The organism is Fodinibius salsisoli (assembly GCF_026229185.1).
Taxonomy (GTDB): domain Bacteria; phylum Bacteroidota; class Rhodothermia; order Balneolales; family Balneolaceae; genus Fodinibius; species Fodinibius salsisoli.
This window is the reverse complement of record NZ_JAGGJA010000001.1, coordinates 584,783-600,044: the sequence shown is the minus strand read 5'-3', so window position 1 is coordinate 600,044 and position 15,262 is coordinate 584,783. Positions and strand designations below refer to the sequence as shown.

13 protein-coding genes are annotated in these 15,262 nt (G+C 44.9%); 10 read left to right on the top strand and 3 right to left on the bottom strand.

Annotation, left to right across the window (positions count from 1 at the left end):
* Nucleotides 1–99: 99 nt before the first annotated feature.
* Nucleotides 100–2,556 (bottom strand): DNA gyrase subunit A, encoded by a 2,457-nt coding sequence (gene gyrA, locus J6I44_RS02475; protein ID WP_265764365.1) that lies wholly within the window; start codon nt 2,554–2,556, stop codon nt 100–102.
* Between the two features lie 60 nt (nt 2,557–2,616).
* Entirely contained in the window at nt 2,617–4,551 is a 1,935-nt protein-coding gene (gene gyrB / locus J6I44_RS02470) for a DNA topoisomerase (ATP-hydrolyzing) subunit B (protein ID WP_265764364.1), read from the bottom strand.
* 287 nt (nt 4,552–4,838) lie between these two features.
* On the opposite strand from gyrB, the gene rpmB reads away from it, so the two are divergent.
* From rpmB to J6I44_RS02430, 8 genes are all read left to right on the top strand, one after another.
* Entirely contained in the window at nt 4,839–5,084 is a 246-nt protein-coding gene (gene rpmB, locus J6I44_RS02465; protein WP_265764363.1) for a 50S ribosomal protein L28, read from the top strand.
* Between the two features lie 4 nt (nt 5,085–5,088).
* The gene (gene rpmG, locus J6I44_RS02460) at nt 5,089–5,256 is read left to right on the top strand and encodes a 50S ribosomal protein L33 (protein WP_265764362.1); all 168 of its coding nucleotides are present in this window, start codon (nt 5,089–5,091) and stop codon (nt 5,254–5,256) included.
* 12 nt (nt 5,257–5,268) lie between these two features.
* Nucleotides 5,269–5,436: a DUF4295 domain-containing protein gene (locus J6I44_RS02455; RefSeq protein ID WP_265764361.1), complete on the top strand. Its 168-nt coding sequence runs from the start codon at nt 5,269–5,271 to the stop codon at nt 5,434–5,436.
* A 110-nt stretch (nt 5,437–5,546) separates the two neighbouring features.
* The gene (locus J6I44_RS02450) at nt 5,547–6,002 is read left to right on the top strand and encodes a GatB/YqeY domain-containing protein (RefSeq protein ID WP_265764360.1); all 456 of its coding nucleotides are present in this window, start codon (nt 5,547–5,549) and stop codon (nt 6,000–6,002) included.
* Nucleotides 6,003–6,014: 12 nt separating this feature from the next.
* Nucleotides 6,015–6,572 carry a CvpA family protein gene (locus J6I44_RS02445; RefSeq protein WP_265764359.1) on the top strand — a complete coding sequence of 186 codons (558 nt, stop codon included), beginning with the start codon at nt 6,015–6,017 and terminating at the stop codon, nt 6,570–6,572.
* A gap of 12 nt (nt 6,573–6,584) precedes the next feature.
* Complete coding sequence (tyrS, locus tag J6I44_RS02440) at nt 6,585–7,799, top strand: tyrosine--tRNA ligase (protein ID WP_265764358.1); 1,215 nt, start codon at nt 6,585–6,587, stop codon at nt 7,797–7,799.
* 80 nt (nt 7,800–7,879) lie between these two features.
* Nucleotides 7,880–8,647, top strand: coding sequence for an exodeoxyribonuclease III (locus J6I44_RS02435; protein WP_265764357.1), 768 nt, complete (start codon nt 7,880–7,882; stop codon nt 8,645–8,647).
* Nucleotides 8,648–8,710: 63 nt separating this feature from the next.
* Nucleotides 8,711–9,166, top strand: a complete 456-nt coding sequence (locus J6I44_RS02430) for a MarR family winged helix-turn-helix transcriptional regulator (protein WP_350356658.1) — start codon at nt 8,711–8,713, stop codon at nt 9,164–9,166.
* Nucleotides 9,167–9,288: 122 nt separating this feature from the next.
* Here J6I44_RS02430 and J6I44_RS02425 read toward each other — a convergent pair whose 3' ends face one another.
* A complete protein-coding gene (locus J6I44_RS02425; protein ID WP_265764355.1) occupies nt 9,289–10,515 on the bottom strand; it encodes an ABC transporter permease in 1,227 nt (408 codons plus the stop codon).
* A 381-nt stretch (nt 10,516–10,896) separates the two neighbouring features.
* Here J6I44_RS02425 and J6I44_RS02420 point away from each other — a divergent pair, with 381 nt between their 5' ends.
* On the top strand, nt 10,897–13,809 hold the full coding sequence (locus tag J6I44_RS02420; protein ID WP_265764354.1) for a SusC/RagA family TonB-linked outer membrane protein: 2,913 nt from the start codon (nt 10,897–10,899) through the stop codon (nt 13,807–13,809).
* A gap of 17 nt (nt 13,810–13,826) precedes the next feature.
* Nucleotides 13,827–15,224 (top strand): RagB/SusD family nutrient uptake outer membrane protein, encoded by a 1,398-nt coding sequence (locus J6I44_RS02415; RefSeq protein WP_265764353.1) that lies wholly within the window; start codon nt 13,827–13,829, stop codon nt 15,222–15,224.
* The last annotated feature ends 38 nt before the right edge of the window (nt 15,225–15,262 follow it).

The following is a 15,262-nucleotide window of genomic DNA, read 5'->3' as shown; positions in this document are numbered from 1 at the left end:
CCCTCTATCTCATTGAAAATACTGAACTTAGACAAAACACAAATACCCGATGGAAATTAGTCCACCGGGCATTTATTGGTTTTTGTAGTCCTTTATCAATTAGACAGTTGCATCATCCTCTTCGTTTACCACACGAGTGATGGCCGCAATTTTACCGTCCGAATCGAGACGCATAATACGCACACCCTGTGTGTTACGTCCCATCGTCCGGATATCTCCACAATTCATGCGGATTACTTTACCACTTTCGGTGATAAGCATCAGATCATCCTTATCCGAAACTTCTTTAAGAGCGATAAGCTCCCCGGTTTTACCCGTCACCTTTAGCGTAATAACTCCTTTTCCACCACGGCTTTGTTCTCGGTAATCTTCAACCAAGGATCGTTTACCATATCCGTTTTCAGAAATGGCCAGAACGGTAGCTTCATGGGTGTTTTTAATCACAACCATATCAACCAGTTCATTATCCTTACCCAGACTCATGCCCTTCACTCCAGAAGTATTACGCCCCATGTCTCGTACTTCGTCTTCATGGAAGCGGATAGCACGTCCTTTACGATTAGCCAGAACAACTGTACTATCACCATCTGTCAGTGATGCTTCTAATAAGGCATCATCATCATTTATGTTAATACCAATAATACCATTACTTCGCGGACGGCTGTATGCTTCTAACGTTGTCTTCTTAACCTTTCCTTCACGTGTAGACATCATGATGTAATGATTATTGATATACTCTTCGTCATCCAGTGTTTCTACTGGAACGAAGGTTTTTATCGCATCATCTTTGTCGATATTGATCAGGTTGACAATTGCCCGGCCACGTGCAAGTCGGGACCCTTCTGGAATTTCATACACTTTTAACCAGTAACACTGCCCTTTTTCGGTAAAGAACAGAATGTAATTATGGTTCGTCGCTACAAAGAGATGTTCTACGTATTCGTCATCTTTTGTGGTGGTGCCTTTCATTCCTTTTCCACCGCGCTTCTGTCGGCGATACCCACTGAGCGGCATACGTTTAATAAATCCTTTGTTGTTTATCGTAACAACAACATCTTCATCCGCAATCATATCTTCTACGCTGAAGTCCTCAGCAGAGTGGATGATTTCGGTACGTCGCTGGTCTCCATATCGGTCCTGAATATCCAGCAGTTCTTCCTTAATGATAGACGTCTGTCTATCTCGATTAGACAAAATATCCCGGAAATCGGCAATTTGATCGGCAATTTCTGCATATTCCAGCTCAACTTTATCACGTTCGAGTCCTGTAAGCTTCTGCAGACGCATATCCAAAATAGCTTTCGCCTGGATATCCGTGAGTGCAAATTTGCGGCGTAACGCTTTGTTTGCTTCCTTCGGGCTGTCCGAAGCTCGAATGGTTCTAATGACCTCATCCAGATCATCAAGAGCAATTTTAAGCCCCTCTAAAATATGAGCTCGTGCTTCCGCCTGGTCAAGATCATACAACGTTCGGCGGATAATAATTTCGATGCGATGCTCAACATAGTGATATATTAACTCCTTGAGCGGCATTACCTTAGGACGACCCTTCACCAATGCAAGGCTAATAACGCCGAAGGTAGTCTGCATCTGCGTATACTTATACAGCTGATTAAGCACAATACCTGTATTAGCACTTCGCTTCAGCACCACTACGATACGCATACCCTCACGGTCGGATTCATCCCGGATTTCAGAGATATCCTCAATTTTCTCGTTTTCAACGTGACGAGCAATTTTCTTAACCAGCGTCGTTTTGTTGACCTGGTAGGGAATTTCGGTAATGACAATCTGTTCCCGTCCACGGCGCAACTCTTCCGTTGTGCATCGGGCACGCAAGGTAATCTTGCCACGGCCTGTTTCGTACGCTTCCTTAACGCCGCCATAGCCATAAATAATACCGCCGGTGGGGAAGTCAGGAGCTGAAATATGCTCCATCAGTTCCTTGCATTCAATATCCGGATTATCGATATAAGCGACAATACCGTCAATGGTTTCCGTAATATTATGAGGCGCCATATTAGTGGCCATCCCTACCGCAATACCGGAAGCACCGTTAAGTAGCATATTCGGCAGCATGCCTGGCAGCACCGTAGGCTCCTGGAGCGTATCATCAAAGTTATACTGATGATCAACCGTATCCTTGTTAAGGTCGGTGAGCATCTCTTCGGCAATGCGCTCCATGCGGACTTCCGTATAACGCATAGCCGCCGCGCTATCACCGTCAATAGAACCGAAGTTCCCCTGTCCATCAACCAATGGATAACGGAGAGAAAAGTCCTGAACCATCCGGACGATGGAATCATAGACGGCCGAGTCGCCATGCGGGTGGTACTTACCCAGCACTTCACCAACAATACGGGCACTCTTCTTATAATTTCTGTTATGGGTCATACCCAGTTCACTCATTCCGTAAAGAATACGCCGGTGAACAGGCTTTAAGCCATCCCGTACATCGGGCAGGGCACGAGATACAATAACCGACATCGAGTAGTCGATATAGGCCGATTGCATCTCATCTTCAATAGAAACAGGTACAATTTTTTCTCGAGCCATGTAAACGTTCTTCTAAATCAGTTGTAAGTAAAATTTATGAGATCAGGTTGCCAATAATGCTTAAATATCCAATGTGGCATATTTAGCATTACGTTCGATAAACTCACGACGTGGTTTTACATCGCCGCCCATCAGCGTTGAAAAGAGTTTATCAGCGGAGGCTGCATTTTCTATCGTAACGCGCTGCAGCGTTCTGGTCTCCGGATCCATAGTGGTTTCCCAAAGCTGTTCAGGATTCATTTCTCCAAGTCCCTTGTAACGAGATACGTCAAACTTGGTTCGCGAATTTTTCAGCTCTTTGATCTTCTTATCGCGCGTCTCATCATCCCAGGCGTATTCAATATTCCCGCCGGTGTAAGAGATACGATATAAAGGAGGTGTAGCAATGTAAATATGCCCATGCTCAATAAGGGGATACATATAACGATAAAAGAAAGTGAGCAGGAGCGTTCGGATATGCGAGCCATCCACATCAGCATCCGTCATCACAATAATTTTGTGATAGCGCAGATCTTCAAGCTCAAAATCCTCTTCGGCATGACCAACTCCGGCGCCAAGCGCCGTAATCATCGCCTGAATTTCATTATTCTCCAGAATACGATTGATCTTAGCCTTCTCAACATTCAAGATCTTACCGCGCAACGGCAGAATAGCCTGAAAACTTCGATTCCGTCCCATCTTTGCAGATCCACCGGCCGAGTCACCCTCTACCAGGTAAACTTCGCTGTGTTCCGGATCCTTAATGGAGCAGTCGGCCAGCTTTCCGGGCAGTCCACCACCACTCATTGCACTTTTACGCTGGATGAGTTTTCGTGCCTTGCGGGCTGCTTCGCGGGCTTCTGCTGCCAGAATTACTTTTTCTAAAATCTTTTTAGCAATCTTAGGATTCTGCTCAAGGTATTCATTCATCTTTTCATAAACGATGACCTCTACTGCACTCTGTACTTCCGAGTTCCCCAGCTTCGTTTTGGTCTGTCCCTCGAACTGTGGTTCCGGAACCTTCACACTGAGTACGGCCGTCATACCTTCCCGGAAGTCATCTCCGGATACCTTTATATTGCTTTTTATCAGATTGTTGTCTTTGGCGTACTTTTTCAACGATCGTGTTAATGCCCGACGAAAACCTGAAATATGGGTTCCACCCTCGCGCGTATTAATATTATTAACGTAGGAGTGGACATTTTTAGAATAAGTGCTGTTGTACTGGATCGCCAGCTCTACCGGCACCATATCCACTTCGCCCTGGATAAGAATCGGCTCATCCATCATCGGATCGCGGTTCTCATCCAAATATTGAACAAAATCTTTCACTCCACCTTCAAAATGGAATTCTTTCTCCAATATATCGTCATCATCTTCACGCTCATCGCGTAGTACAATCGTAATCTCAGGGTTCAAGAATGCCAACTCACGCATACGGTCGGCAATGATATCAAACTTGAATTCGGTGGTCTGCTTGAAGATTTCCGCATCCGGGGTGAAGGTAATAATAGTTCCCGTTTTATCGGTCTTGCCCTTTACCTTTAGAGGCTGAACGGTTTTTCCGTGCTCAAATTCCATTACGTGTATTTCTCCATCACGGTGTACTTCAGCATAAAAGTGTGACGACAATGCGTTTACACAACTTACTCCTACCCCGTGCAGTCCACCGGAAACCTTGTAGGTATTCTTATCAAACTTACCACCGGCATGTAACTTGGTTAGCACAACTTCTACGGCGGGGAGCTTAATTTTGGGATGTTCATCTACCGGAATTCCCCGACCATTATCCTTAATAGTCATGGACCCATCTTTATTGATGATCACCTCCATGCGGTCGCAATACCCGGCCAAGGCCTCATCAATAGAATTGTCAACAACCTCATTAATCAAGTGGTGAAGCCCGCGCTGACCAACGTCCCCGATGTACATGGCTGGTCGTTTACGTACAGCTTCAAGCCCCTCCAGAACCTGAATATTTTCCGCTTTATAATCTGAACTCTTATTTTCTGCCATAAATCTAGATGTGACTGGGGTTTAAAATAATGATGAAGACGCCTGAAAATAGTGTATAAATAGGCAAAATCAAAGCGAGCAATGCCCGTTATTGCCATATGTGGAGATCTGCCCGCAAATCTAATTTAAGCTATAGTTGCGGGTTCTGTTTTTTGCGTCTTTTACTTGAATTTTAAAGCCACAAATATGTTAATTTTTTAACTTTAAAAGAAACATTGATATTTTTTTCATATAAGCCTATCTTCCTTGTCTATCTACGAAATGTAAACAATGAGTTTATTTAGGACATGGCACGCAAAGATGATATAACTGGCAAAGGGGCGCAGAATGGTTATCGCTCTTCAAAGTCAAATAACAAAACGAAGCATAAGTTTCAGCAAAATCTGCAGAAGAAGCGGTTCTACGTGCCCGAAGAAGATAAATGGGTAACATTAAAGGTTTCTGCAAAAACGCTTCGCACTATTAACAAGAAAGGTATTAGTGCCGTTTTAAAAGAAGCCAGAAAAAAAGGAACTCTTTTAAAAGACGTATAGCATTATGGCAAAAGGAAACAGAGTACAAGTAATTTTAGAATGCACAGAGAAGCCGGGTTCTTCTCGCTATGTTACGACGAAAAATCGTCGCAACAATCCAGATCGTATCGAGTTGAAAAAATACAATCCGGTTCTTCGTAAGCATACTGTTCACAAAGAAATTAAATCGTAATCATTTAGCATTATGGCAAAGAAACAAACATTTGGTACCGGAGGTTCTGAAAAAAGTGCGGACCGACGCATGGCTAAGGTGATTGTTGCTAAAAAGACAGCCAACAATAAGTATGGCTATAAGGAAGCAATCATTGAGCAAGACGAAGTGCAAGATTTTATCAAAGCAAATAAAGAATAACGACTATTCTTATTTGCTAAGGAGGTTGCATTCGTTAAAGCGGATGGAACCTTTTTTTATGCCTGATGAAGCAGGTTTCCTACTATTTTCAACTTTATCACTCTGATATTATGGCACTTAAAGATCAAATAATGGCTGATCTGAAGCAGGCTATGAAGAATAAAGACCAAGATCGCCTGCGTGTATTACGGTCACTTAAATCCAGTCTGCTGGAACGGGAAATCAGCGAACGCAAAGAAGGGGAAGCAACCCTTTCGGATGAGCAGGTCATTGAAGTATTGATGAAAGCAGCCAAACAACGCAAAGAGTCGATAGAGCAGTTTGAAAAAGGCGGTCGTGATGACCTGGCACAATCAGAAAAAGACGAGCTTGAGATTATCAACTCCTACCTCCCGGAAATGCTTTCGGAAGAAGAGGTGCGCGATATCGCCCGTGAAAAAATAGATCAGCTGGGAGCCGAAAATATGGCCGATATGGGTAAGGTAATGGGTGCCATGATGCAAGAGCTTAAAGGCAAAGCGGAAGGCTCGGTCGTCAGCAAGGTAGTAAAAGAGGAACTCTCCTGACCATAATGTAGCATGAATATTCTGGATTTTCTGATATTACTACCTATTGCCTTTTTCGGCTATCGGGGATTCAGAAATGGTCTCATTCGTGAAGTACTCAGCATCATTGGTATTATATTGGCCGTCTTCCTGACATTCCACTACATGGATGTGGCCAGTGATTATATCCAACCCTTTTTCGAGGCCAATGCAAGCTATGTTCCTTTTGTAGCAGCTCTGCTTATCTTTATTGGTACGCTCATTATTGTGAATGTAATAGCCCATCTTGCCCAGAAAGTTCTGGAAACGATTCATCTTAACATTATTAATCGTATTGCGGGCATGGCCTTTGGAGCACTAAAATGTGGTATCATCATTAGCGCGCTGCTTTTAGTTGTGGCTGGCTTTAATATTCCCTCAGAGCAAAGCCGGAATGAGTCGATCTCTTATCCTCATGTTATCTATCTTGCGCCCTGGGCCTATGATACGGTAGCCACGATCTATCCCGGTGCAGAAGACTTTGTTAAAACCATTCAAAAAAGCTTTGAGAACCATAACCCTATTCCCAATTTCCCTTTTTTAGAACCATAATATTTATTCTCTATGTCATTTTTACCTGTTGATGAGCAACTTGAAATCATTAAAAGAGGTACAGTCGAAATTGTACCGGAAGATGAGCTTGTAGAAAAACTAAAAAAATCCAAAGAAGAAGATCGTCCCCTGAAAATAAAACTGGGCTGCGATCCCACCCGGCCCGACCTGCACTTAGGACACTCTGTTATTCTTCGTAAACTCCGGCAATTTCAGGATTTGGGCCATGAAGCTATCCTCATTATTGGAGACTTTACGGCCCTCATCGGCGATCCCACGGGACGTAATAAAACACGTCCTGCCCTTAGCCGCGAAGAGATCCAGGAAAATGCTTCCACCTATTTAGATCAGGCTACCCAGATTCTGGATGAATCGCAGACCACAATTGTCTACAATTCCGAATGGCTCGGTACGATGGATTTTGAGGATGTCATTAAACTTTCTTCAAAGCTGACGGTTGCCCAGATGATTGAACGTGACGACTTCTCCAAGCGATTTGAAAACAATGAGCCCATTTCGCTGCACGAGTTTCTCTATCCCCTGGCACAGGGACAAGATTCCGTCCATTTAGAGTCGGATGTTGAGCTTGGAGGGACTGACCAGAAGTTTAACCTGCTGGTGGGGCGTCAACTACAGAAAGATGATGGACAGGAACCTCAAATAGCCTTAATGATGCCATTGCTGGTTGGCACCGACGGCACCCAGAAAATGTCAAAATCCTATGACAACTATATCGGCATTACGGAAGAAGCTAATGATATGTATGGCAAGGTTCTGTCTATTCCGGATGATCTGATCTATTCCTGGTTTGAACTTCTTTCGGATGTAGATGTAGACGAGTTACCCAGCCTCAAGAAGAAAGCGCAAGAAGATCCACGCAATACCAAGCACGAACTGGCGCTGGTCATAACTCGTATGTACCACGGAGAAGAAAAAGCTAAGGCCGCTCGTGATCATTTCGAAAAAACGGTCGTTGGCAATGCTATTCCGGATGATGCTCCAACACTTGAGTATGAAGCGGGCACGGAGGTCCGATTACTGGATATTGTTTCTGATGCGGAATTCACCTCCAGCAATGGGGAAACCAAGCGCCTGATTAAGCAAGGCGGTATCTCTATTGATGATGAAAAAATTTCCGATAAAGGCTATAGCGTGACCTTCGAAACCAGCACGGAATTTACCCTTAAAGTCGGTAAACGTAACTTTGCTATTGTGAAGGGCAAATAAATAGTTATGAGCAGTGAGTCTTGAGTTCAGAAGAATAGAAAGACTCAAGACTCGCAGCTCACCACTCAAAACATCATCCCATGCTCAAGATTTCATCGTTAAACTGTAATGGTATTCGTGCGGCTCATCGCAGAGGTTTTACCGACTGGATTGATCAAAGCGATCCTGATATTATCTGCCTGCAAGAGCTTCGGGCCATGGAACACCAAGTGCCAAATCCCATCCAGAATTTGGATTACCACAGTACCTACCATACCGCCGAAAAGAAGGGATACTCGGGCGTTGGCATTCTATCAAAAAAAGAACCGATAAAGGTGGAAAAGGGCATCGGTGTAGATTGGATAGACAACGAAGGACGCATTATCATGGCCGAGTATGAAGAGCTGGTTGTGTTCTCAATTTACGCGCCGAGTGGCACTACCGGAGATGAACGGCAGAATTTAAAAATGAAATTTCTGGATCACTTTCTACCCTTTGCCCAGCAATACCTTGAGGATGAAAAACCGATAGCCTTCTGTGGCGATTTCAACATTTGTCACAAAGCGATTGATATCCATAACCCCAAGCGAAACAAAAACACTTCCGGGTTTTTACCTGAAGAGCGTGCCTGGGTTACTGATTTATTGGATGCTGGCTTTGAGGACGTTTATCGTCACCTGCACCAAGGCGAACCGGAACTTTACAGCTGGTGGAGTTACCGCGCGGCTTCTAAAGACCGGAACAAAGGATGGCGCATTGACTACCATATGACGGGCCCCGGCCTGCTGCAAGCCGCCCAAGAGGCTGTTATAGAAATGGAGTGGGATCTCTCTGATCACGCCCCTGTTTCTATTACATATAACATTTAATGGCTTTGCGTACAAAATTGTATATTAAGCCTTTATAAAATCCACGAAAAAAATTAGCACATAATGGGGACGCATTATAAAGGTAGTAATTCTGAGGTCCGCACTTTAAACGCATTTATAAAGTTAATGCGTGCATCCGAATCGATTAATAATCGCTTAAATCGCCATCTCGCAGAACAGGATCTAACCGTTAGTCAGTTTGGGGTGTTAGAGGCTCTGCTCCATTTGGGACCTCTCAACCAAAAGTCGCTGGCTGAAAAGCTACTCAAAAGTGGTGGCAATATTACCCTCGTTATCGATAACCTGGAAAAAAGCGGCTGGGTGGAACGGCATCCCAATCCTGAAGATCGCCGTTCGGTACTCATACATCTGACTGATGAGGGAGAAAAACTCATCAAATCATATTTCCCAAAGCACCTACAAAAAATAATGGGAGAATTTTCTTCCCTCTCGGATAAGGAGTTAGAGCAGCTGGCATCTATATGTAAAAAAATTGGTGTTCAAAAAGACAATAACTGACCCCCGCTTTAAGTTATAGAAGTAAGGATTGAGACCCTATATCTCAAATGAGTAGCTTCATAAAATCCTCCGGGGGTGGACAATTCATTTGTCCATCCCCTTTTTGCGGGCCGCGGACCTCCTTAGTCATAGCGTATCGCATCAGCAGGTTCTACCATCGATGCCCGCTGGGCAGGGTACCAACTGGCCAGTAAACAAAAGAGCAGGCTTCCGCCCAGGACAATGCTCACATCCAGCCACTCTATACTTACCGGGTAGGCGTCAATAATAAATGCGGATGACAGTTTAATAAGCCCGTATTCCTTTTGCAGCCAACTAAGCAATAGTCCCAATCCCCCGCCAATAATGCAGCCAATCAACCCGATATACAGCCCCTGCCGTACAAAAATACTTTTGATATCGGCAGGCGTAAAACCCATGGCCTGGAGCACCCCAATGTCTCTCTTCTTTTGAATAACAATCATGGTTAAGGAACCAATAATATTTAATACGGCCACAACCACAATAATCATAAGTATAACATAAGAAGCCCATTTTTCGAGGTACATCACATCGTATAAAGGCTTCTGCAGATCGTACCACGTCGATATTTTATACTTTCCTCCAAGTAATGTATTCAAGCTTTCCTTCACCCGCTCTGCTTCAGCTGAATTGGTCAACCGTATATCTACCCCGGATATGTTATTTCGGAGTTCAAACAGTCGCTGTGCAGCTTCTTTATCAACATATACAGCCGGACCATCTACAATCTGTATTTGAGAATAGGTGCCACGTACCTCAAACTGGTAATTACGAGGCAGCGAAAATTGTGTCAGCGATTTACGCATTCCATCAGCACTAAGCAGTGCTACATTATCCTCCGTGGTAAGTTGGAGCGTATTCATCAGCTTATCATTAGCCAGCATTCCCAACTTTCTGTCACGAATAGCCAAATCCGCTGTTCCGGTGCTAATAAACCTGTCCAGAGTATTAATTTGGTTATATTCCTGCAAGTCGACGCCCATCACCGATACTACTTTATCCCTTTGCTTACCACGAACCATCAACGCTTTCCCTGTGACATATGGCGCTGCCGCCGTTATTTCGGGAATTCCTGATAGTTGATCTTGCATTTCCGGAGAATAAAAGAAGGATTTTTCTTCCACCGACTCGATGCGGATATCAGGATCATTTTGGAGCAGAAAACCCTTTATTACATCAAAAAAGCCGTTAAAGACTGATAAAACAACAATAAGTAAGGCCGTACCAACCGTTACGCCCGTAATACTGATAGCCGTGAGGGTAGATATCAGCGAAATATGCTTTTTTGAAAAAAGATACCGTCGGGCAATGAATCCATTCGTTTTCATAGATGGAAACTAAGGATAATACAGAAAGATTACACCTATGGATCTAAAGGATTTTTCTGAAATAATTCTACGGGTTGGAATATTATTTTGTCCTTTATCCTAGGTTCCCAAATATTTTATTTTGTCTAAGTATAATAATGCAAAAAACCCTATTACAATATTTTACTTTTATAAAGTATAATGGTCTTGACTTATTGATTAATAATACCAATTTAAAAAAATACGTAAATAATAGGATGGGATAACATTACAATAATAATTAAACCACGGGATGGTTAAATTATGATAAAATTAACTATAGGATGGATAAGGTGTATCTATGAATCAAAACGTCTCCGCGCTTTTTGTATACCTCTTTTTATTTTTGTCGGCAGTTTGCTTTTGTCGACATCGGTATATGGCCAGCTGACAATAAACGGTTCGGTTACTTCTGCAACTGATGGAAGTCCTCTTCCAGGCGTAAATATTTTGGAGCAAGGGACAACAAATGGTACCAGCACCGATCGTGATGGTAATTATTCTCTGGAAGTACAGGGAGCTAATGCTACGCTTATATTCACTTATATCGGTTTTCTGCCTCAAGAAGTTGACGTAAATAATCAGCGTACTATAAATGTACCTCTGCAAGAAGATGTAGAGATGTTAGAAGATGTAGTGGTAATTGGCTATGGCGAACAGGATCGCAAGACACTAACCAGTTCAGTTTCTTCGGTCAGCGCTGAAGATATTCAAAACACGCCGGTTGCCGGAACAGACCAGTTGATGCAGGGAAGAGCGGCAGGTGTTCAGGTGAGCACTAATTCCGGTACTCCCGGGGGAGGTATTTTTGTTAAAATACGAGGTACCACCTCCATTTCAGGCGGCAGTGATCCCCTCTATGTTGTAGATGGTGTTCCCATTGAAACCGGCAACTTCGGATTGGGTTTGGGCGGTGAGACCACAAGTGCACTCGCCGATATTAATCCTTCTGATATCGAATCTATCGAGGTGCTAAAAGATGCTTCAGCCACAGCTATTTATGGAGCACGGGCAGCCAACGGCGTGGTCCTCATAACAACAAAACGTGGTGGTGATGCTGCTCCATCCATCAGAGTCAGGAGTTATTATGGTTTCGAAGAGCCCGTAAATACACCCGCCCTTGTCAGTGGTCCCGAGTTTGAAATGCTCATCAACGAATCGGCTCGCAATAACGGAGAACCGGAGCCTTATGAAAACCCCCAAAGTGCTATCGACACCGACTGGGCCAATACCGTATTCCGAACAGGAACGGTGCGTAATTACGATCTTTCCATCAGTGGTGGTAATGAAACGATAAAGTACGCAATTTCAGGATCCAATTATAAGCAAGACGGGGTGGTAAAGCCGGCAACATACGACCGTAGCAGTACCAGGATTAATCTGGACCTGAATGCCACCGATAAGCTCTCATTGGGAACCAGCCTAACCTATTCGTTCTCAAACAGAAACCGGGCGCGTAATAATGATAACATCACCGGTGTTCTGGGTGGCGTCTACTTCATTCCCTCTAATCAGCCCGTTTATCGGGAGGATGGTTCCTACACCAAGTTCAGCATTTTCGAGAATCCTGTTGCAGCCGCAACGGAGATCGACTTCAATATGGATGTGAACCGGTTTATAGGAAATGTGTTTGCTGACTATGAATTTTTCCCGGGATTGACCTTCCGCACGAGCTGGAGCTATGATTACAACGAGATTAACGAAGATCGATATAATAATACCTTTACCAACGAAGGGGCAGCCGTAAATGGCAGCGGGCTTTCCACGGTAGCTAACAGCAAAAACTGGACGGGTGAAAATACCTTAAGCTACCTGTTTAATATTGGAAACCATAACTTCAGCACGCTCTTGGGTACAAGTATACAGGAGTCTGAATTCAAGCGTACCACCGCTGAAGGGCAACAATTTCCAAGTAATGATTTCCAGCGGATTGAAGATGCAGCGGTTCAAACCTCCTCTTCGTCCGGCACCAGCTGGGGTATTGCCTCTTTCTTCGGGCGTGTTAAATACGATTACGATCGCAAATATTTGGCAACCCTTACCATCCGTCGCGATGGTTCTTCACGCTTCGGCGAAAACAACCGCTGGGGAACTTTCCCCTCCCTTGCGTTGGGATGGGTACCTTCCGAAGAATCCTTCTTTGATATCGATTGGATCAGCAATCTCAAGATTCGCGGCAGCTACGGCATTACCGGCAACCAGGGCGGTATTGATAACTTCCAGGCCCAGGGGCTTTGGGGCGGAGAGAGCTATACCAATGCCCCCGGCACAAGCCCGGAACAGCTCTCAAATCCAAACCTGCAGTGGGAAACAACCAACCAGCTTGATATCGGTTTCGATATTGGATTTATGGACGACCGCATTACGCTCGTCTATGACTATTACCATAAACAGACTGAAGATCTGCTGCTGGCCGTACCCGTTCCAATGTCCACCGGCTTTGAAGAACTGGTGCAGAACTTTGGAGAGCTCGAAAATAAAGGCATGGAGCTCGGCATAACAGCTGATATTATCCAACAGGAAGATCTGAATTGGAACCTGCAATTCAATATTGCCGGCAATCGTAATGAGGTTACCAAACTGGCTGCCCCGTTTAACGTATATAACCGGGATATTTACCGCTACCAGGAAGGCTACCCTATGTATTCGTTTTACTTCCACGAGCAACTTGGCGTCGATCCCCAAACAGGAGATCCCATATTTACCGATGTAGATGGGGACGGAACATTCAACCCCAATACCGACCGTAAAATTGTGGGGGATGCTAACCCGGATTTCTTCGGCGGTATCACCAACACACTAAACTTTATCGGTTTTGACCTGTCGGTCTTTTTGCAGTACAGCTATGGCAACGACCAACTAAACTGGAACCGTTTTTTCCAGGAACATGGTGGAGCGCGCAACACCAATTTCCTGAGCTCCCAGCTTGACCGCTGGCAACAACCGGGAGACGATACCATGGTTTCCCGAATGACCAGCGCCAACTATGCCGGAAACCTGCGTCCCTCCCGGTTTGTAGAAGACGGCTCCTACATGCGGCTGAAAACGGCTACTCTCGGTTATACCATTCCATCCGATTTTTTTGACAGTATTGGTATCAACCTGTCACGGGCCCGCTTCTATGTTACGGGGCATAACCTGTTGACATTCACCAACTACACCGGCCTGGATCCGGAAGTAACAGCTACCGCAACCACTTCACTTACCCGTGGTATTGAATTTTATACCATGCCGCAGGCGCGATCCATTCTCGGCGGATTTGATATTACCTTTTAACCGAAAAGCTTTTTCTGATGAATTATTTCAAATATTGTCTCTTTATTTTACTGATTATAACCGTTGGTTGTGATGTGCTGAACCAAGATCCCCAAACAGCTATATCAGAAGATATCGCTATTCGGGATCAAAAAAGTGCTGAAGCTGCACTCAATGGACTGTACAGCCAGCTGCAGTCCGGCGACTATTACGGAAGTAACCTGCAAATTATAAGTGAGGTGACATCCGATATATCCCAAAGTGTCGGCACTTGGGATTTCTACCGGGAAATGGATACCTACGTAACATCCGCGGGTAACCTTGAAAACCGAAACCTGTGGTCACAGGCCTACACTACCGTCAACCATGCTAACAACCTCATTGCGGATGTACCCAATCTGGAGGGGCCCTCCCAGGAAGTCAAAGACAAGATTCTTGGCGAAGCCTATTTCATTCGTGCACTGGCCTATTTTGATCTGACCAGAACCTATGGGGGTATTCCCGGCGTTGCCGGCAGTATGGGGGTTCCGCTTGTAACGGAGCCTTCCCGGGAGATCAATGAGGATAGCTACCCCAGTCGCGCCAGTATCGAAGCCTCTTACGCGCAGGTGGAATCAGATCTGCAGGAAGCGGAGGCCCGGTTATCCGGTTTTACAACGGCCAACTATGCCTCTGAAGCAGCTGCCAAAGCGCTGCTTTCGCGTCTTTATCTCTACCTGCAGGATTTTGATCAGGCCGAACAGTACGCTACAGAAGTCATTGATAATTACAGCTTTACCCTCGTCGATGACTTTGCCGATATTTTTGTGAGTGAAAATTCGCCCGAAGCCATCTTTGAGCTCGCCTTTAATACAACCGATGGTAATGATATCCGCTTCTGGCACTTTCCTTCCAGCGGGGGCGGGCGGGGTGATATTGCCCTTCACGATGATTATGCCGAAATGGTCATGAGTCGTTCTGCAGATGAACGCGCCGGATTAATCGGCTTCGATGAAAATGTTGGCGTTTATTATCCAACAAAATATCAAAAGCCCGGGGAAGACGACAATATCCAGGTACTCCGCCTGGCTGAGATGTATCTGAATCGGGCTGAAGCACGAGCCCGAAAATCAGCTCCCGATCTTACCGGGGCACTCTCCGACCTCAATAGAATACGCTCTCGCGCCGGACTCTCCGATACCACCGGAACCGGGGTGGATACCCCTGATGAAGTGCTTATGGCTATCGAGCATGAACGGGCCATCGAGTTTATGGAAGAGGGGCATCGCTGGTTCAATATGGTCAGAACAGGCCGTGCCATGGCGGTTTTCACTGACATAGATCGTACAAATGGTGACCCCGTTTCCCTTACCAACGCCGGACGAATGGTTTTTCCCATTCCTTCGCGCGATATCGACGCCAATGAGAATTTGGATCAAAATGAAGCCTATAAATAATGATCTCTATGTTTTCTCTATACTTATAACCTCATGGC